Here is a 17,861-nt window from a genome sequence, read left to right on the forward strand (position 1 = left end):
CGAGGATCTTGATGACCCAAAGCGCTGACGACCTGCTCACGCGGACCGCCGGGCAGCTGATCGTCTCCTGCCAGGCCTATCCGGGTGAGCCGATGCGCACGCCCGACACGATGGCCCGCGTCGCGGCCGCCGCGGTTCAGGGCGGTGCGGCGGCGGTGCGGGTGCAGGGTCTGGACGACGTGCGGGCCACGGTCGCGACAGTCGACGTCCCCGTGATCGGGCTGTGGAAGGACGGGGACACCGGGGTCTTCATCACCCCGACGCTCCGGCACGCGCGTGCGGTTGGCGAGGCGGGGGCCACAGTGGTGGCGGTCGACGCCACGAAGCGGCCCCGAGCGGACGGCAGCACGGTCCGCGACCTGGTGCGACTGCTGCACGACGAGTGCGGTGTGCTCGTGATGGCTGACTGCGACGACCTGACCTCGGCGGTGGAGGCGGCCGAGGCTGGAGCGGACCTGCTGGGGACGACCCTCGCGGGCTACACCGATGCCCGGCCGGCCACGCAGGGACCTGACCTCGACCTGTTGCGCACCGTGGCCCGGGAGCTGCCCGGTCACCCGGTCGTCGCGGAGGGGCGGGTCCACACCCACGAGCACGCCCGCGCCGCTCTCGACGCCGGCGCCCACGCGGTCTGTGTCGGCACGGCGATTACCCACCCCACCTCGCTGACGCGATGGTTCGTGGAGGCGATGCACTGATGGAGATCGTGATCATCGACGAGCCGGAGGACGTCGGCCCGCTCGGCGCGGACGCCATCGCCCAGCATGTGGTCGCCAACCCCGAGGCGGTCCTCGGTCTGGCCACCGGGTCGAGCCCGCTGCGGGTCTATCAGGAGCTGGGTGCCCGGGTGGCCAGGGGCGAGCTGAGCCTGTCTCGGTGCCAGGCCTTCCTTCTGGATGAGTATGTCGGGCTGCCGGCCGGTCATCCCGAGGCCTACCGGACCGTGATCGACCGGGAGTTCTGCGACCTGGTCGACCTCGACCCGGCGAACGTGCACGGGCTGGACGGGACCGCCGAGGACCTGCTGGGTGAGTGCACCCGCTATGAGTCGGCGATCGCGGCAGCGGGCGGCATCGACGTGCAGCTGCTCGGCATCGGCCGGGACGGGCACATCGCCTTCAACGAGCCCGGCTCCTCCCTCGGCTCCCGCACCCGTGTCAAGACCCTGACCACGCAGACGCGCCTCGACAACGCACGCTTCTTCGGGGACGACTTCCACGCGGTGCCGCTGCACTGCCTGACCCAGGGGATCGGCACGATCTCGTCGGCACGCCACCTGGTGCTCATCGCGCTCGGGGAGCCCAAGGCCGAGGCGGTCCACCAGCTGGTGGAGGGCCCGATCAGTGCGCTCTGGCCGGCGACGGCCCTGCAGCTGCACCCGCACGTGACGGTCCTGCTCGATCCGGCGGCCGCCTCGCGGTTGCAGTTCGGGGCCTACTACCGGGAGGCCTATCGCGGCAAACCGTCCTGGCAGGGGTTCTGAGTGGAGCCGGTGCAGCTCCTTCGCGCCGCGCGGGTCATCACCCCTGACCGCGAGCTTGCGGACGGCTGGGTCGCGGTGCGCGGTGACCGGATCGTGGAGGTGGGGCAGGGCTCCGCGCCCCAGGACGCGGACGTGACGTATGCCGTGCTGGTGCCGGGACTCGTGGACATCCACAACCACGGGGGTGGCGGCGCCGCCTTCACCGACGGCTCCGAGGCGGCCCTGCGCGCGCGTGACGCGCACCTGGGACGGGGGACGACGACGCTCGTCGCCAGCCTGGTGACCGACAGCGTCGAGGTGCTGCTCGAGCAGGTGCGGGCCCTGACCCCTCTGGTGCACTCAGGTGACCTGGCCGGCATACACCTTGAAGGCCCATGGCTGGCGCCCCGGTGGCGGGGCGCACACCCCTCGGGACTCCTGGCCGACCCGGACGCTGCGGACGTCGCGGCCCTGGCCGACGCGGCCGGTGACGCACTGGTGATGGTGACCCTGGCCCCGGAGCGCCCCGGCGCGCTGGAGGCGATCGGGCTGCTCACCGGACGCGGGGTGCGAGTCGCGGTTGGGCACACCGACGCGACCTATGACCAGACCCGGGCGGCCATCGGGGCGGGGGCGAGCATGGCGACGCACCTCTACAACGCCGCCCGCCCACACCACCACCGCGAGCCGGGCCCGTCGGTGGCACTGCTGGAGGACCCGCGGGTGTTCATCGAGTCCATCGTGGACGGTGTCCACCTGCACCCGGCGGTCGTGCGGGCGACCGCCGAGGCCGCGGGCCGGCGGTGGGTCCTGGTGACCGACGCGATGGCGGCTGCGCTGATGGGCGACGGCTCCTATGAGCTGGGCACCGTCGGGGTAGAGGTCGTCCAGGGCGTCGCCCGGCTCAGCGAGGACGGCGCGCTCGCCGGGAGCACCCTCAGCCTGGACCGGGCCGTGCGCACCGCAGTGGGGTGCGGCGTGCCCCTGCTCGAGGCGGTCCACGCGGCGACGGCCGCCCCGGCCGCGGCGATGGGCTGGGGGGACGTCGGCCGGCTGGAGCCCGGGTGTCGCGCAGACCTCGTGGCGCTGGATGATGACCTGGGCGTGCGGGCCGTGGTGCGCCACGGTCGGTGGGTGATCCGCTAGGCGCGGCACGTCGGTGCTCGTGATGCTCGTCCCCAGGCGCTAGATTTGTCCCCCGTGGGGATCATCGACACTCAAGGGCTCACCAAGCGCTACGGCCAGGTGACCGCCCTGGAGGGCCTCGACCTGACCATCGGGGAGGGCGTGACCGGGCTGGTCGGTGCCAACGGGGCCGGCAAGTCCACGCTGATCAAGATCCTCCTCGGGCTGATCGACGCCACCGAGGGCAGCGCCCAGGTGCTCGGCCATGACATCCGGGCCGAGGGCGACCAGATCCGGACCGTGGTCGGCTACATGCCTGAGCACGACTGCCTGCCTCCCGACGTGCGGGCGATCGACTTCGTGGTGCACATGGGCCGCATGTCGGGGCTGCCGCCGACGGCCGCCCGGGAGCGTGCCGCCGACGTGCTGCGCCACGTCGGGTTGGCCGAGGAGCGCTACCGCCTGATGGGCGGCTACTCCACCGGCATGAAGCAGCGCGCTAAGCTGGCGCAGGCGCTGGTGCACGATCCTCGCCTGGTCTTCCTGGACGAGCCGACCAACGGCCTCGACCCGGCGGCGCGCGACGACATGCTGTCGCTGGTGAGCAAGATCGGGCGGGAGTTCGGCATCTCGGTCCTGGTGACCTCACACCTGCTCGGCGAGCTGGAGCGGGTCAGCGACCACGTCGTCGTCCTCGACGGGGGGCACCTGCTGCGTTCACAGGCCACCACCGAGTTCACCTCAGACACCGGGCTGTTGCTCGTCGAGGTGATGGGGACGGGCGACGCGCAGACCGACATGGGGGAGCGGCTGGCCGCCCTGGGCATCCCGTGCCGACCCCGCGGCAAGCTCATCGAGATCAACGCACCGGGTCGCAGCGACCTCCACGACCTGATCCGTGACACGGCGGTCGACGCGGGCGTGGGTCTGGTCCGGCTGGCGGCCGACCACCGACACATCGAGGACGTCTTCCGGGAGGAGGCAGGCCATGGCGCTCCCAACTGAGGGACCGGGACCCGGTGGGGTCATCCACGACATCGGCTACCGGCCCTACACCGGGCCGCGGCTCGGGACGGCGTCGGCTGCGCGCTCGCTCTTTGCGACCGGACTGCTCAATGCCTATGGCATCGGACGCTCCGGTCGCGCCAAGATCCTGCCGATGGTGCTGCTGGCCTTCATGCTCGTCCCAGCGGCGATCATGGTGGCGATCATGGTCACGCTCGGCCTGACCGAGGGATTCATCAACTACGGCAGCTACCCCGTGCAGCTGATGCTGCTCATCGTGATCTTCGTCGCAGCCCAGGCGCCGGTCCTGTTCTCGCGGGACCTGCGGTCCGGGGCGATCTCGCTCTATCTCGCGCGGCCCCTCGGCGCGTCGGCCTTTGCCCTGATCCGCTGGTCATCCCTGTTCGTGGCGGTCCTGGTCTTCGTCGGGGTGCCGATCATCGTGCTGTATGTCGGAGCGCTGTCGGCCGAGGCCGACTTCGCCGAGCATACGGGCGAGTTCGCTGCCGCGATGGTGGGCGTGATCCTGCTGGCCGCAGTGCTCGCGACGCTGTCCGCGCTGGTGGCGGCGCACACCCGTCGGCGCGGCCTGGCGGTCGGGGTCACCATCATCGCGCTCCTGATCAGCACCGGGGTCGTGACCGCCGTCCAGGCCATCACCTCGGAGATGGGCAACGAGGTGGGGGCGCGCATCGCCGGGCTGCTCTCGCCGTTCTCTCTCGTCGACGGGGTGCAGGCGGAGCTGTTGGGGGGCGTCGGCTCCTTCCAGGTGTCGCCGGGCACCACCGCGTGGGGGCTGCTCTATCTGGCGGTGGCGCTGGCCGTGATCGCCGGCGGGCTGTGGGTGCTGGTCCGCTACTACCGGAAGCAGGCGGGACGATGAGCGTTGTCGAGCTGACCAACTCCTCGCGCTGGTATGGCAACGTCGTGGCGGTCAACGACGTGTCGATGAAGATCGGGCCAGGGGTGACGGGACTGCTCGGGCCCAACGGGGCCGGCAAGACGACGCTGATCGCGATGATGGCTGGCTTCCTGGCGCCCTCGGCCGGCGAGGTCACCCTCGACGGTGCGCCGGTGTGGGGCAACGTCTCGGTCTATCGCACGATCGGGTTGGTGCCCGAGCGGGAGGCGAGCTTCGGCTATCTGACCGGCCGGCAGTTCGTGCGGGCCAACGCCGAGCTCCACCAGCTTCCGGCGCCCGGTGAGGCGACCGAGCGGGCGCTGGACATCGTCGACCTGGTGGAGGCTGCGGGGCGCAACATCAGCACCTACTCCAAGGGCATGAGGCAGCGCATCAAGCTGGCGGCGGCCCTGGTGCACGACCCAGGGGTGATGCTGCTGGACGAGCCGTTCAACGGCGTCGACCCACGCCAGCGGCTGCACCTGATGGAGCTGCTCACCCGGTTGGGCGCCGAGGGGCGCACCGTGCTCTTCAGCTCCCACATCCTGGAGGAGGTCGAGCAGATCGCGCGCCACATCGAGGTCGTCGTCTCGGGCCGGCACGCGGCCTCCGGAGACTTCGGTGCCATCCGCCGGCTGATGACCGACCGGCCGGACAAATACCTGCTGCGCAGCAGCGACGACCGCTTGCTGGCCACGGCACTGATGGCCACGCCGAGCGTGGCGGGCGTCCAGCTCGATGCCCGGGGCGGGGTCCTGGTGCAGGTGACCGACTTCGGCTCGTTTGCCGTGTCGCTGCCCCGGGTGGCTCGGGAGCGCTCGATCACGCTCCTGGAGGTCACGCCCACCGACGAGTCGCTGGAGTCCGTCTTCTCCTATCTGGTGTCCGCATGAATGCCACGATCTCGAGGTTGGCGCTGCAGTCCCTGTTTGGTCAGAAGCGGTGGTGGGCGCTGCTGTCCCTGCCGCTCCTGCTCATCGGGCTGGCCCTGCTCGTCCGGCTGCTGACACGGGGCGAGGCAGGCGGGGCGTTCGAGGTCATCGTCGTGGGGGTCGGGATCACTGCGGCGACTCTCGTGGCGCTCCTGGCCACGACGGGTGTCCTCGGTCCCGAGATCGACGACGGGTCCATCATCTATCTGCTCGCCAAACCGATCTCGCGCTACTCCGTCGTGCTGAGCAAGCTGCTGGTCGCGGTGGGCGTCACGGTGGTGCTCGGGGCGGGTTCGCTGCTGGTCTCGGGCCTGATCCTGGAACCGTCGGACCTGCAGCAGGCGCTGGCGGTGACGGCCGGCATGGCGGTCGCAGGTGCGGCCTACTGCAGCATCTTCATGGTCTTCTCCGCAGTCAACCGGCACGCGATGGTGACCGGGCTGATCTATGTCCTGGTCTTTGAGGGACTGCTGGCCAGCTGGCTGAGCGGGCTGCGTTATCTCAGCGTCTCGGCCTGGGGCAGACGGATCGCCGAGGGCATCGACGACTCGCTGAACCTGGCCGCCGGCAACCTGCCCCTGGCCTATGCCTGGGTGGCAAGTGCTGTCGTGGTGGTGGCCGGCTGCGTCCTCGCCGGTCGGCGCCTGTCGCGGTTCCAGCTCCGCGGCGAGGAGTAGCCTCCCCGGCTGACTCGGCCTCCGCGCCCAGCCGGGCACGGAGGGGACCGAGAGGTCAGCGGGCGGTGTAGCCGCCGTCGACGACAAACTCTGAGCCGGTGCAGAACCCTGCGTCGTCGCTGGCCAGGAAGACGATCAGCGAGGCGACCTCATCGGGTGTGCCAAGACGGCCCATCGGCGTGGCTCCGGCGAGCATCGCGCGGTCGGTCTCGCCCAGGATGGGTGTCTCGATGAATCCAGGGTGCACCGAGTTCACCCGCACCCCCTCCGTGGCCCAGCCCAGCGCCGCGCTCTTGGACAGCAGTCGCACGGCACCCTTGGCCGAGTGGTAGGCCGGTCCGGTGCCGAAGCCGCCGACGATGCCAAACATCGAGGAGACGTTGATCACCGAGCCGTGGCCGGACGCCTTGAGGGCCTCGGCGGCAGCTCGCATGCCGAGGAAGACGCTGGTCTGGGTGACCGCCACCACCTTGTCCCAGGTCTGCGTCGTGGTCTCCTCGATCGGCTGCTCGTCGCCGATCCCGGCATTGTTCACCAGGATGTCGAGCCGGCCGTGCTCGGTGAGGGTGTGCTCGATCGCGGCCGTCCAGCTGTCCTCGTCCGCGACGTCCAGGTGGACATAGCTCGCCGCCCCGTCGGACGCGGTGACCTCGTCGACGATCTCGGCACCCAGGGTGTCCTGAATGTCGGCCACGACGACGGCGCAGCCCTCCCGGGCCAGCTGCAGCACCGTGGCGCGGCCGATCCCGCTGGAGCCTCCCGTGACGATCGCGACCCTGCCCTCGAACCGTGCCATGACTGCCTCCTGTCGGTGCGTCGGGTCAGGTGCCCGCGCCTGCCTCCAGTATCTACTACAAACCGTAGTAAAGCCAAAGGGCTACGCAGAGACCCGTCAAGGAGACCGCGCTGACCCGTCAAGGAGACCGCACTGACGCCGTCAAGGAGGCCGCGCACTGACCCGGAGCCCACCTGCCGTCGATCGGCGTGCCCGGGAGACGCCGTCAGCGGGCCTCGCGCAGCAGGTCCTGGATCCGGCCGACACCCTCGGCCAGGTCGTTGTCGCCCAGGGCGTAGGACAGGCGCAGATAGCCCGAGGGTCCGAACGCCTCGCCGGGCACCACGGCCACCTCGACCTCGTCGAGGATCAGGCTGGCGAGCTCGGCCGACGTCTGCGGCGTGCGGCCCCGGATCGTGCGACCCAGCACCCCGGCCACGCTCGGGTAGGCATAGAACGCACCCTGCGGTGTCGGGCAGCTGACGCCCTCGATCTCGTTGAGCATGCCGACCATGGTCTGGCGACGACGGTCGAACGCCGTGCGCATCTCAACCACCGCCTCCAGTGACCCCTGCAGCGCCGCGATGGCGGCGCGCTGCGAGACGTTGGCGACGTTGGACGTCGCGTGGGACTGCAGGTTGGTCGCTGCCTTGATCACGTCCTTGGGTCCGATCATCCAGCCGACCCGCCAGCCGGTCATCGCATAGGTCTTGGCGACACCGTTGAGGACGACGCAGGTCTCGGCGAGCTCGGGGACGAGCACCGGCATGGAGGGTGCGGTGGCGCCGTCATAGAGCAGGTGCTCATAGATCTCGTCGGTGAGCACCCAGATGCCGTGCTCCAGCGCCCAGCGGCCGATCGTCTCCACCTGCTCGGGCGGATAGACCGCGCCCGTCGGGTTGGACGGCGAGCAGAAGAGCAGCGCCTTGGTCCGCTCGGTGCGCGCGGCCTCGAGCTGGTCCACCGTCACGAGGTAGCCCTGGTCCTCGCCGGCGAAGACGTCCACCGGCGTGCCACCGGCCAGCCGGATGGCCTCGGGGTAGGTCGTCCAGTAGGGGGTGGGCAGGATCACCTCGTCACCGGGGTTCAGCAGCGTGGCGAAGGTGTTGTAGACCGCCTGCTTGCCGCCGTTGGTGACCAGCACGTTGGCCGGCTCCACGGCATACGCACTGTCCCGCTGCGTCTTGGCGACGATCGCGGCCTTGAGGTCGGGCAGCCCACCGGCGGGAGAGTAGCGGTGGTTCACCGGATCCTGAGCCGCGGCCACGGCGGCGGCCACCACATAGTCAGGCGTCGGGAAGTCCGGCTCGCCCGCGCCGAAGCCGATCACCGGACGGCCCTGGGCCTTCAGCGCCTTGGCCTTGGCGTCCACGGCGAGCGTGGCAGACTCGGCGATGGCACCGATGCGGGTGGAGATGCGGGGCTGCTGGCTGCTCTCAGTCACCTGGCCATTCAACCATCGGTGGTCTGTTTCGCAGTGACCGGCGGGATCGCGTAGACTGCCTCCTCGGGTGTTGACGCATCCCATGCTGGAGCCTGCCCACCGAGGTCCAGCAGCACAGAGGGCACTAGCTCAATTGGTAGAGCACTGGTCTCCAAAACCAGCGGTTGGGGGTTCGAGTCCCTCGTGCCCTGCGCGACGCGACCGCACCGGTCGCTGCCGACAACGAAGGATGAGGAAGGTAGTCCGTGTCTGACACAAGCGCCCGTGACACCAAGGGTGTCGACCGTGGCCAAGCGCAGGCCGCAGGACCCACCCGTCCCACGACCTTCGTGGCTCAGGTTATGGCCGAGCTGCGCAAGGTGCACCGCCCGACGCAGCGCGAGCTGATCACCTACACGATCGTCGTCCTGGTGTTCGTGCTCGTGATCATGGGCTTCGTGGTGGGGCTGGACCAGATCTTCACCCGAGTCGTCGACTTCACCTTCGGCGGCTGACCAGTCGCGTGCAGCCCGGTCGCCAGCGACCATCCCGTGCCGCAGTGACGGCCACCCCGGTCAAGTAGTAGTGAGGAAGTAGCCATGTCCGAGCAGTGGACGAACAACGCCGACGAGGCGACCGATGTCGTTGACGCGACCGCTGAGGCGACCGTCGCGGAGCCTGCAGAGGTGGCCACCGACGCCGAGACCACCGACGCCGAGACCACCGTCGAGGAGTCTGCCGACGCCGAGGCCGAGCCCACCGAGGACGTCGAGTCCGACGCTGCGGACGAGGGCGAGCCCGCGGGCGACCCCATGGAGGAGTTCCGGGCGACGTTGCAGGCGCAGTATGGCGACTGGTTCGTGATCCACTCCTACGCCGGCTACGAGAACCGCGTCAAGCACAACCTCGAGACCCGCTCCACGAGCCTGAACATGGAGGACTACATCTTCCAGGTCGAGGTGCCGATGGAGGAGGTCACCGAGATCAAGTCCGGTGTCCGCAAGCAGGTCCGCCGCGTGCGGATGCCCGGCTATGTCCTGGTCCGCATGGAGCTGACCGACGAGTCGTGGGGCGCGGTCCGGCACACCCCGGGCGTCACCGGCTTCGTCGGCAACGCGCACCAGCCGGTGCCACTGAGCATCGACGAGGTCATCACCATGCTCGCCCCGGTCTTTGACACCCCGGAGCAGGGCGACTCTCCCGCTGCTGGCGGCCAGGGCGCCACCGGCGCCACCAAGGGCGCGGCCCCCGAGGTCGAGTTCGAGGTCGGCGAGTCCGTCACCGTCATGGAGGGTCCGTTCGAGACCCTGCCTGCCACGATCTCGGAGATCATCCCCGAGAGCCAGAAGCTCAAGGTGCTGGTCTCCATCTTCGGCCGGGAGACCCCGGTCGAGCTCTCGTTCAACCAGGTCGCCAAGCTCTAATCGCTCGGGGGACTCCCTCCCCCGAGTTCCCCTGACCGAGGCTTGGTCAGGAGCGGACGTTGGTCCGCACAACTCCATAAGTTTCCGAGGACTCCGTCCTCGGATCCACAAAGACTCCGTCTTTGCGGATGCAACCGGGTCATCGCCCAAGGCGTCGGCCCACAACAAAGAGGACACAGATATGCCCCCCAAGAAGAAGGTCTCCGGCTTCATCAAGCTGCAGATCCAGGCCGGTGCGGCCACCCCGGCCCCGCCCGTCGGTCCGGCCCTCGGTCAGCACGGCGTCAACATCATGGAGTTCGTCAAGGCCTACAACGCCGCGACGGAGTCCCAGCGTGGCAACGTCATCCCGGTCGAGATCACGGTCTATGAGGACCGCTCGTTCACCTTCATCACCAAGACCCCGCCGGCTGCCGAGCTGATCAAGAAGGCTGCCGGTGTCGCCAAGGGTTCCGGCGAGCCGCACAAGACCAAGGTCGGCAAGCTGACCAAGGACCAGGTGCGCGAGATCGCCGAGTCCAAGATGGCTGACCTCAACGCCAACGATGTCGAGCAGGCCTCGAAGATCATCGCCGGCACCGCCCGCTCGATGGGCATCACCGTCCAGGGCTGAGCCCTGACGACCCGGTGCGTCGCTCACTCAGGTGAGCGAGCGGCATACCGGATCCCCGTGGCAGGACCAGCGCTGGTCCGCAGACCACAACTCCACCACTGCACAAGGAGCAGCAATGAAGCGCAGCAAGGCTTACACCGCCGCCGCCGAGAAGATCGTCGACGGCAAGTTCTACGCCCCGGTCGAGGCCATCAGCCTCGCCAGGGAGACCTCCACCACGAAGTATGACGCGACCGTCGAGGTTGCCCTGCGGCTCGGTGTCGACCCCCGCAAGGCAGACCAGCTGGTCCGCGGCACCGTCAACCTGCCGAACGGCACCGGCAAGACCGCCCGCGTGCTGGTCTTCGCCAACGGTGACAAGGCCGAGGCCGCCCGTGAGGCCGGCGCTGACCACGTCGGCTCCGACGAGCTGCTGGAGAAGGTCGCCGGCGGTTGGCTGGACTTCGACGCGGTCGTCGCCACGCCGGACCTGATGGGCAAGGTCGGTCGTCTGGGCAAGGTGCTGGGCCCCCGTGGTCTCATGCCGAACCCCAAGACCGGCACCGTCACGATGGACACCGCCAAGGCTGTCACCGACATCAAGGGCGGCAAGATCGAGTTCCGCGTCGACAAGCACTCGAACCTGCACTTCATCATCGGCAAGACCTCCTTCGACGAGGCCAAGCTGGTGGAGAACTACCGTGCCGCGATCGACGAGGTCATGCGTCTGAAGCCGGCGTCCTCCAAGGGCCGCTATGTCACCAAGGCCACGGTCAGCACGACGATGGGCCCCGGCATCCCGCTGGACCCGGCCCGGGTCGGGAGCGTGACGGTCGACTCTGCCGCGGAGTGACCTGACACAGTTCTGACACAGGGGCCGGGTGAGCACACGCTCACCCGGCCCCTGTGTGTCCGCTCTGGGCGCACGGTGACCAGACCACGAACGGCACGAGGGTCTGCGGACGGCTGGGCGGCGCACAATCCGGCAGGATGAGGGGATGACTCAGACACCGCGGGAGATCGACCGGGTCCGTGAGGCAGTGCAGGAATACCTCGCGCGCCAGCCCGAGCTGGTCCGCGCCACCGACCGGTTCGTGGCGCTGCTGACCTCGATCCTGGACGACGCGGGCATCAACTACCTGACCGTGACCGGGCGCACCAAGAGCGTCGAGAGCTTCGCAGGCAAGGCGGCCCGGATGGCCGACGGAGAGCTGCTCTACACCGACCCGGGGGAGCAGATCACCGACCAGATCGGCCTGCGGGTCATCACCTACGTGCGTGACGACGTCGACGCCGTGGTCGAGCTGCTGGCCCAGGAGCTCACGGTCCTGGCGGACCGAGACATGGGGCGGGAGACGGCCGAGGAGGGTCGGTGGGGCTACTCCAGCAGGCACCTGGTGGTCGCGGTCGACGCGAGCCGCACGCTGACCCCCGAGCGGGAGGCGCTGCGCACCGTCACGGTCTCGGTGCAGGTCCGCTCCGTGCTCCAGCACGCCTGGGCGGAGTTCGAGCACGACATCCGCTACAAGGGCACGGTGCCGGAGGAGCACGCCCCCGACCTGAACCGCCGGTTCACCCTGGCCGCCGGGCTGCTCGAGCTGGCGGACCATGAGTTCTCGGCGATCCGGGACCGGTTGCAGGCGACGATGCCGGAGCAGCACGCACAGGCTCCGGACGAGGCCGATCCGCGGCTCAGCGCCCAGGAGCTGGCCAAGTTCCTCGCGGGGCAGTATCCCGATGCGGGGTGGTCACGCACCGAGCACTACTCGTGGATCTCCGGGTTGCTGCTGGAGCTGGGCATCACCTCCCTCGACGAGTTGCGCAACGCGCTCGCCGCGGTCGATGCGGAGGTGATCAATGACCGGATGGGCTATCGCTACCCACCTGCTGCGGTCCGCCGGCTGGACGACGCGCTGCTCTCGGTCTTCGGCGAGGACTACGTCACGCTGCACGGCAACGCCCACCGGGTGGACCAGCTGCACGAACGGCTGGCCAAGCTGGACTGAGCCGACAATTTGGGCGCCGCGCGGGTTGTGCCCTACTCTTGGCGACATACCCATTGACCGCCGGTTGTCGGCGTGCCCGCGAGGGCGCCTCGACCGAAGGTTCCGCACGATGCGGGCGACCTGCGCAGGTGAACTGAGCTGCACCGCATACATCTGCGGTTGTCTGAGCCCCGTGCGCCTGCGCCGGGGCTCTTGTCGTCTGGGCCCGGAGGGTGCCGGCACCACGACAAAGGAGGCCCCATGGCGACTGCTGCGAAAGCCGCTGCCATTGCCGAGTTGACGGAGCAGTTCCGCAACTCGGGCGCGGCCGTGCTCACCGAGTACCGCGGGTTGACCGTGGCGCAGCTGACCGAGCTGCGTGGCTCGATCCGCGAGCACGCGACCTATTCCGTGGTGAAGAACACGCTCACCAAGCTTGCGGCGAACGAGGCCGGCGTGACCGACCTCGACGAGCAGCTCCAGGGCCCCACCGCGATCGCCTTCGTCACCGGTGACCCGGTCGAGGCTGCCAAGGGCCTGCGTGACTTTGCCAAGGCAAACCCTGCCCTGGTGATCAAGGGCGGTGTGCTCGACGGCAAGCCGTTGACGACCGCGGAGATCACCAAGCTCGCCGACCTCGAGTCGCGCGAGACCCTGCTGGCCAAGCTGGCCGGGGCGATGAACGCCTCGCTCACCAACGCCGTCTACCTGTTCGCCGCACCGCTGTCGCAGACCGCGCGTGTCGTCGAGGCGCTGCGCGCCAAGGTGGAGCAGGAGGGTCCCCAGGCAGGTGCAGCGGCAGATGCCGCTGCGGCCGAGACCGCGGAGGCCGACCCGGCCGCTGCGGACGAGGCACCGGCCGAGACCGTGGAGGCTGCGGCCGCTGCGGACGAGGCCACCACCGACGTCGCCGAGGGTGGCGACGACAGCTGAGATGAGCCTTCGGGCGCATCGAGGCAAGACCACACACCGCCACTCACGGCACCACTAGGAAGGAACGCCACCATGGCGAAGCTGAGCACCGAGGAGCTCCTGGAGAGCTTCAAGGAGATGACCCTGATCGAGCTCTCTGAGTTCGTGTCGCAGTTCGAGGAGACCTTCAACGTCACCGCCGCGGCACCCGTTGCCGTTGCCGGTGCTGCTCCGGCCGCTGGCGGCGGCGACGCCGCTGCCGAGGAGGAGCAGAGCGAGTTCGACGTCGTTCTCGAGTCCGCTGGCGACAAGAAGATTGCCGTCATCAAGGAGGTCCGCACGCTGACCTCCCTGGGCCTGAAGGAGGCCAAGGACCTCGTCGACAGCGCTCCGAAGGCCATCCTGGAGAAGGTCGACAAGGATGCGGCTGACAAGGCCAAGGAGGCGCTCGAGGGCGCCGGGGCCACCGTCACCGTCAAGTGACACCCGCCGGGTTCGCCCGGCAAGCCTGACAGAGCGGGCGGGACTGACCACGGGTCGGTCCCGCCCGTTTGTCGTTGGTGTGAGGGATGGGCGCAGCTGGACGCATCGTTCTCGCCAGGTGCGGGGTGTGGTGTGAGGAATGGGTGCAGCTGGACGCATCGTTCTCGCCGGGTGCGGGGTGTGGTGTGAGGAACGGGGTGCAGCTGGACGCATCGTTCTCGCCAGGTGCGGGGTGTGGTGTGAACAATGGGTGCAGCTGGACGCCTGCTGGGATGCCACCAAGGGGTGTCGACAGGCGGGGCAACTGCTGTGGGACGCGGTCCGAATCACCCCAAAATGGGGGGACACGCCGAGGCCGGGCTTGACGGGAGGCCAGCGATGGGGGCATTCTGTGGCGGCGGGATGGGCACTGCGCCGGGGGGCGGTTGGTTCAGGCTGGGGCTTCGTGTATGCTATCTCTTTGCGCTGCCCTTGTCCCGTGTCGCACCCACCAACCGAGGTTCAGACCGCACTGCTGCGGCTGGCCCCTCCTTGGTGTGGCCCGGGCCCGGTCACGCTGACCCGCTGCTCATTGTAAGGCCTGTGGAAGGACCCATCCTTGGCTGCCTCGCGCACTGCGAAGACGACTGTGTCCACCGCTCGGACGGCATCTGGCCGTTTGAGCTTCGCCAAGATCCGGGAGCCGCTGGAGGTCCCTGACCTCCTGGCGCTCCAGACGGAGAGTTTTGACTGGTTGCTCGGCAACGAGCACTGGCAGGCTCGCGTCGCCGCCGCGAACGCCGGCGGCAAGGACGACGTTCCCGATCGTTCCGGACTCGAGGAGATCTTCGAGGAGATCTCACCCATCGAGGACTTCTCCGGCTCCATGTCCCTGTCGTTCAGGGACCACCGCTTCGAGGAGCAGAAGTACTCCATCGAGGAGTGCAAGGAGCGGGATATGACCTACTCCGCCCCGCTCTTCGTCACCGCTGAGTTCATCAACAACACCACCGGTGAGATCAAGTCCCAGACGGTGTTCATGGGCGACTTCCCGCTGATGACCGACCGCGGCACCTTCATCATCAACGGCACCGAGCGTGTCGTCGTGTCCCAGCTCGTCCGCAGCCCGGGCGTCTACTTCGAGCGCACGCTCGACAAGACGGCCGACAAGGACATCTACTCGACCAAGATCATCCCGAGCCGGGGTGCGTGGCTGGAGTTCGAGATCGACAAGCGCGACATGGTCGGTGTCCGCATCGACCGCAAGCGCAAGCAGTCGGTCACGGTGCTGCTCAAGGCGCTCGGCTGGACCGAGGCCCAGATCCTGGAGGAGTTCGGCGACTACGAGTCGATCCGCGCCACCCTCGAGAAGGACTCGACGGCCGACCAGGACGAGGCGCTGCTGGACATCTATCGCAAGCTGCGCCCGGGCGAGCCGCCGACCAGGGAGGCCGCGCAGAACCTGCTCGACAACCTCTACTTCAACCCCAAGCGCTACGACCTGGCCAAGGTGGGTCGTTACAAGATCAACAAGAAGCTGGGTGTCGAGGCTCCGCTGAGCGACTCCGTCCTGCGGGTCGAAGACATCGTCGCGACGATCCGTTATCTCGTCGCGCTGCACGCCGGCGAGGACACCCTCGAGGTCGTGCGCCACGGTGAGACCGAGCAGCTGCGGGTCGAGGTCGACGACATCGACCACTTCGGCAACCGCCGTCTGCGCTCGGTCGGCGAGCTGATCCAGAACCAGGTCCGCACCGGCCTCTCGCGCATGGAGCGCGTCGTCCGGGAGCGGATGACCACCCAGGACGTCGAGGCCATCACGCCGCAGACCCTGATCAACATCCGGCCCGTCGTCGCCTCCATCAAGGAGTTCTTCGGCACCAGCCAGCTGTCGCAGTTCATGGACCAGAACAACCCGCTGTCGGGCCTGACCCACAAGCGGCGCCTGTCGGCGCTGGGCCCGGGCGGTCTGTCCCGTGACCGCGCCGGCATGGAGGTCCGTGACGTCCACCCGTCGCACTACGGCCGCATGTGCCCGATCGAGACTCCTGAGGGTCCCAACATCGGTCTGATCGGTTCGCTGGCCTCCTACGGGCGGATCAACCCGTTCGGCTTCGTGGAGACGCCCTACCGCAAGGTCATCAACGGTCGCGTGACCGACGACATCGACTACCTGTCCGCGGATGAGGAGGACCACTTCGTCATCGCGCAGGCCAACGCCGCGCTCAACGAGGACGGCACCTTCGCCGAGGAGCGGATCCTGGTCCGCGCCAAGGGTGGCGGCGGCGAGGCTGTCGACGTCCCGGCGGCTGACGTGGACTACATGGACGTGTCCGCACGCCAGATGGTGTCCGCGGCCACCGCGATGATCCCGTTCCTCGAGCACGACGACGCCAACCGTGCGCTCATGGGCGCCAACATGCAGCGCCAGGCCGTGCCGCTCGTGCAGGCTGAGGCGCCGCTCGTCGGCACCGGCATGGAGCACCGCGCGGCGCTCGACTCCGGTGACGTGGTGCGTGCCGAGAACGCCGGCGTGGTCCAGGAGGTCTCGGCCGACCTCGTCAAGGTCGCGGCCGACGACGGCACCTACCACTCCTACAAGATCGCCAAGTTCACCCGCTCCAACCAGGGCAACTGCTACAACCAGCAGGTCAAGGTCAACGAGGGTGACCGGGTCGAGGTCGGACAGCTGATCGCTGACGGTCCCGCGACCGACGGTGGCGAGATGGCGCTCGGGCGCAACCTGCTCGTGGCGTTCATGCCGTGGGAGGGTCACAACTACGAGGACGCGATCATCCTGTCCCAGCGCCTGGTCCAGGACGACGTCCTCTCCTCGATCCACATCGAGGAGCACGAGATCGACGCCCGCGACACGAAGCTGGGCCCGGAGGAGATCACGCGGGACATCCCGAACGTCTCCGACGAGGTGCTGGCCGACCTGGACGAGCGCGGCATCATCCGCATCGGTGCCGAGGTCCGCGACGGCGACCTGCTGGTCGGCAAGGTCACGCCCAAGGGTGAGACCGAGCTGACCCCGGAGGAGCGCCTGCTGCGCGCCATCTTCGGTGAGAAGGCACGCGAGGTCCGCGACACCTCGATGAAGGTCCCGCACGGCGAGACCGGCACGATCATCGGCGTGAAGGTCTTCGACCGCGAGGAGGGCGACGAGCTCCCCCCGGGCGTCAACCAGCTGGTGCGCGTCTATGTCGCCAACAAGCGCAAGATCACCGACGGTGACAAGCTGGCCGGCCGCCACGGCAACAAGGGCGTGATCTCCAAGATCCTGCCCGTCGAGGACATGCCGTTCATGGAGGACGGCACGCCGGTCGACATCGTGCTCAACCCGCTGGGTGTGCCCGGCCGGATGAACGTCGGCCAGATCCTGGAGCTGCACCTCGGCTGGGCCGCGGCGCAGGGCTGGGAGATCGCCGAGGGCGCCGAGTGGGCCGCGGGCATCCCGCAGGACGCCCACGTGGCCGAGCCGCGCACCCGCGTGGCCAGCCCGGTGTTCGACGGTGCGAGCGAGGCGGAGATCGCCGGTCTCCTCGAGTCGACCTATCCGTCGGCCTCCGGCGAGCGGCTGATCGGCGAGTCCGGCAAGGCCCGTCTCTTCGACGGTCGTTCCGGTGAGCCCTACCCGCAGCCAGTCTCGGTGGGTTATATGTACATCCTGAAGCTGCACCACCTCGTGGATGACAAGATCCATGCGCGCAGCACCGGGCCGTACTCGATGATCACCCAGCAGCCGCTGGGCGGCAAGGCGCAGTTCGGTGGTCAGCGCTTCGGTGAGATGGAGGTCTGGGCCCTGGAGGCGTACGGCGCTGCCTACGCCCTGCAGGAGCTGCTCACCATCAAGTCCGATGACGTGACCGGCCGCGTGAAGGTCTATGAGTCGATCGTCAAGGGTGAGAACGTCCCGGAGCCCGGCATCCCGGAGTCGTTCAAGGTGCTCATCAAGGAGATGCAGTCCCTGTGCCTGAACGTCGAGGTGCTCTCCAGCGACGGCACGCAGATCGACCTGCGCGAGTCCGACACCGAGGTCTTCCGCGCCGCGGAGGAGCTGGGCATCGACCTGAGCCGCAGGGAGCCGAGCAGCGTCGAGGAAGTATGACGGATGGCCGGCTCCGCGCTCACCCTCACCGGTGCGCGGGGTCGGCCCCGGCCTACGGCCTGCGACGCGAGGCAG

17 protein-coding genes and 1 tRNA gene are annotated in these 17,861 nt (G+C 68.9%); 16 read left to right on the forward strand and 2 right to left on the reverse strand.

Annotation, left to right across the window (positions count from 1 at the left end; all coding sequences use genetic code 11):
* Window positions 1-11 precede the first annotated feature (11 nt).
* From NF557_RS03460 to NF557_RS03490, 7 genes are read left to right on the forward strand one after another with little or no spacing between them, the layout of a single operon-like run.
* Entirely contained in the window at window positions 12-698 is a 687-nt protein-coding gene (locus NF557_RS03460) for an N-acetylmannosamine-6-phosphate 2-epimerase (RefSeq protein WP_252621692.1), read from the forward strand.
* Window positions 698-1,483: a glucosamine-6-phosphate deaminase gene (gene nagB / locus NF557_RS03465; RefSeq protein ID WP_252621693.1), complete on the forward strand. Its 786-nt coding sequence runs from the start codon at window positions 698-700 to the stop codon at window positions 1,481-1,483. The genes NF557_RS03460 and nagB overlap by 1 nt, the downstream gene beginning before the upstream one ends.
* On the forward strand, window positions 1,484-2,608 hold the full coding sequence (gene nagA, locus NF557_RS03470) for an N-acetylglucosamine-6-phosphate deacetylase (RefSeq protein WP_252621694.1): 1,125 nt from the start codon (window positions 1,484-1,486) through the stop codon (window positions 2,606-2,608).
* A 54-nt stretch (window positions 2,609-2,662) separates the two neighbouring features.
* Entirely contained in the window at window positions 2,663-3,592 is a 930-nt protein-coding gene (locus NF557_RS03475) for an ABC transporter ATP-binding protein (RefSeq protein WP_252621695.1), read from the forward strand.
* Window positions 3,576-4,475, forward strand: coding sequence for a hypothetical protein (locus tag NF557_RS03480; RefSeq protein WP_252621696.1), 900 nt, complete (start codon window positions 3,576-3,578; stop codon window positions 4,473-4,475). The genes NF557_RS03475 and NF557_RS03480 overlap by 17 nt, the downstream gene beginning before the upstream one ends.
* The gene (locus NF557_RS03485) at window positions 4,472-5,386 is read left to right on the forward strand and encodes an ABC transporter ATP-binding protein (RefSeq protein ID WP_252621697.1); all 915 of its coding nucleotides are present in this window, start codon (window positions 4,472-4,474) and stop codon (window positions 5,384-5,386) included. The genes NF557_RS03480 and NF557_RS03485 overlap by 4 nt, the downstream gene beginning before the upstream one ends.
* The gene (locus tag NF557_RS03490) at window positions 5,383-6,102 is read left to right on the forward strand and encodes an ABC transporter permease (RefSeq protein WP_252621698.1); all 720 of its coding nucleotides are present in this window, start codon (window positions 5,383-5,385) and stop codon (window positions 6,100-6,102) included. Before NF557_RS03485 ends, NF557_RS03490 begins: the two co-directional genes overlap by 4 nt.
* Before the next feature lie 55 nt (window positions 6,103-6,157).
* Here the strand turns inward: NF557_RS03490 and NF557_RS03495 are convergent, their stop codons facing one another.
* Both NF557_RS03495 and NF557_RS03500 read right to left on the reverse strand, forming a co-directional pair.
* Window positions 6,158-6,898 carry an SDR family NAD(P)-dependent oxidoreductase gene (locus tag NF557_RS03495; protein ID WP_252621699.1) on the reverse strand — a complete coding sequence of 247 codons (741 nt, stop codon included), beginning with the start codon at window positions 6,896-6,898 and terminating at the stop codon, window positions 6,158-6,160.
* A 205-nt stretch (window positions 6,899-7,103) separates the two neighbouring features.
* On the reverse strand, window positions 7,104-8,321 hold the full coding sequence (locus NF557_RS03500) for a pyridoxal phosphate-dependent aminotransferase (protein WP_252621700.1): 1,218 nt from the start codon (window positions 8,319-8,321) through the stop codon (window positions 7,104-7,106).
* 118 nt (window positions 8,322-8,439) lie between these two features.
* On the opposite strand from NF557_RS03500, the gene NF557_RS03505 reads away from it, so the two are divergent.
* The 9 genes from NF557_RS03505 (at window position 8,440) to rpoB (ending at window position 17,786) form a co-directional block, all read left to right on the forward strand.
* A tRNA-Trp gene (locus NF557_RS03505) sits at window positions 8,440-8,512 on the forward strand.
* 54 nt (window positions 8,513-8,566) lie between these two features.
* Window positions 8,567-8,815, forward strand: a complete 249-nt coding sequence (gene secE / locus NF557_RS03510; RefSeq protein WP_252621701.1) for a preprotein translocase subunit SecE — start codon at window positions 8,567-8,569, stop codon at window positions 8,813-8,815.
* 84 nt (window positions 8,816-8,899) lie between these two features.
* Entirely contained in the window at window positions 8,900-9,724 is an 825-nt protein-coding gene (gene nusG / locus NF557_RS03515; protein ID WP_252621702.1) for a transcription termination/antitermination protein NusG, read from the forward strand.
* 181 nt (window positions 9,725-9,905) lie between these two features.
* On the forward strand, window positions 9,906-10,337 hold the full coding sequence (rplK, locus tag NF557_RS03520) for a 50S ribosomal protein L11 (protein WP_252621703.1): 432 nt from the start codon (window positions 9,906-9,908) through the stop codon (window positions 10,335-10,337).
* A 115-nt stretch (window positions 10,338-10,452) separates the two neighbouring features.
* Window positions 10,453-11,169, forward strand: a complete 717-nt coding sequence (rplA, locus tag NF557_RS03525; protein ID WP_252621704.1) for a 50S ribosomal protein L1 — start codon at window positions 10,453-10,455, stop codon at window positions 11,167-11,169.
* 145 nt (window positions 11,170-11,314) lie between these two features.
* Window positions 11,315-12,322 carry a GTP pyrophosphokinase gene (locus NF557_RS03530; protein WP_280923977.1) on the forward strand — a complete coding sequence of 336 codons (1,008 nt, stop codon included), beginning with the start codon at window positions 11,315-11,317 and terminating at the stop codon, window positions 12,320-12,322.
* Between the two features lie 240 nt (window positions 12,323-12,562).
* Window positions 12,563-13,234, forward strand: coding sequence for a 50S ribosomal protein L10 (gene rplJ / locus NF557_RS03535; RefSeq protein WP_252621705.1), 672 nt, complete (start codon window positions 12,563-12,565; stop codon window positions 13,232-13,234).
* Between the two features lie 72 nt (window positions 13,235-13,306).
* On the forward strand, window positions 13,307-13,696 hold the full coding sequence (gene rplL, locus NF557_RS03540; protein ID WP_252621706.1) for a 50S ribosomal protein L7/L12: 390 nt from the start codon (window positions 13,307-13,309) through the stop codon (window positions 13,694-13,696).
* Between the two features lie 598 nt (window positions 13,697-14,294).
* Entirely contained in the window at window positions 14,295-17,786 is a 3,492-nt protein-coding gene (rpoB, locus tag NF557_RS03545; RefSeq protein ID WP_252621707.1) for a DNA-directed RNA polymerase subunit beta, read from the forward strand.
* Window positions 17,787-17,861 lie beyond the last annotated feature (75 nt).

Source organism: Ornithinimicrobium cryptoxanthini (assembly GCF_023923205.1).
Lineage (GTDB): Bacteria > Actinomycetota > Actinomycetes > Actinomycetales > Dermatophilaceae > Ornithinicoccus > Ornithinicoccus cryptoxanthini.

Bases quoted from the DNA above. Each gene is read 5' to 3' on its own strand.
- NF557_RS03460 (WP_252621692.1), top strand. From the start codon at position 12: ATGACCCAAAGCGCTGACGACCTGCTCACGCGGACCGCCGGGCAGCTG.
- nagB (WP_252621693.1), top strand. From the start codon at position 698: ATGGAGATCGTGATCATCGACGAGCCGGAGGACGTCGGCCCGCTCGGC.
- NF557_RS03480 (WP_252621696.1), top strand. From the start codon at position 3,576: ATGGCGCTCCCAACTGAGGGACCGGGACCCGGTGGGGTCATCCACGAC.
- NF557_RS03485 (WP_252621697.1), top strand. From the start codon at position 4,472: ATGAGCGTTGTCGAGCTGACCAACTCCTCGCGCTGGTATGGCAACGTC.
- NF557_RS03490 (WP_252621698.1), top strand. From the start codon at position 5,383: ATGAATGCCACGATCTCGAGGTTGGCGCTGCAGTCCCTGTTTGGTCAG.
- NF557_RS03495 (WP_252621699.1), bottom strand. From the start codon at position 6,898: ATGGCACGGTTCGAGGGCAGGGTCGCGATCGTCACGGGAGGCTCCAGC.
- nusG (WP_252621702.1), top strand. From the start codon at position 8,900: ATGTCCGAGCAGTGGACGAACAACGCCGACGAGGCGACCGATGTCGTT.
- rplK (WP_252621703.1), top strand. From the start codon at position 9,906: ATGCCCCCCAAGAAGAAGGTCTCCGGCTTCATCAAGCTGCAGATCCAG.
- rplA (WP_252621704.1), top strand. From the start codon at position 10,453: ATGAAGCGCAGCAAGGCTTACACCGCCGCCGCCGAGAAGATCGTCGAC.
- NF557_RS03530 (WP_280923977.1), top strand. From the start codon at position 11,315: ATGACTCAGACACCGCGGGAGATCGACCGGGTCCGTGAGGCAGTGCAG.
- rplJ (WP_252621705.1), top strand. From the start codon at position 12,563: ATGGCGACTGCTGCGAAAGCCGCTGCCATTGCCGAGTTGACGGAGCAG.
- rplL (WP_252621706.1), top strand. From the start codon at position 13,307: ATGGCGAAGCTGAGCACCGAGGAGCTCCTGGAGAGCTTCAAGGAGATG.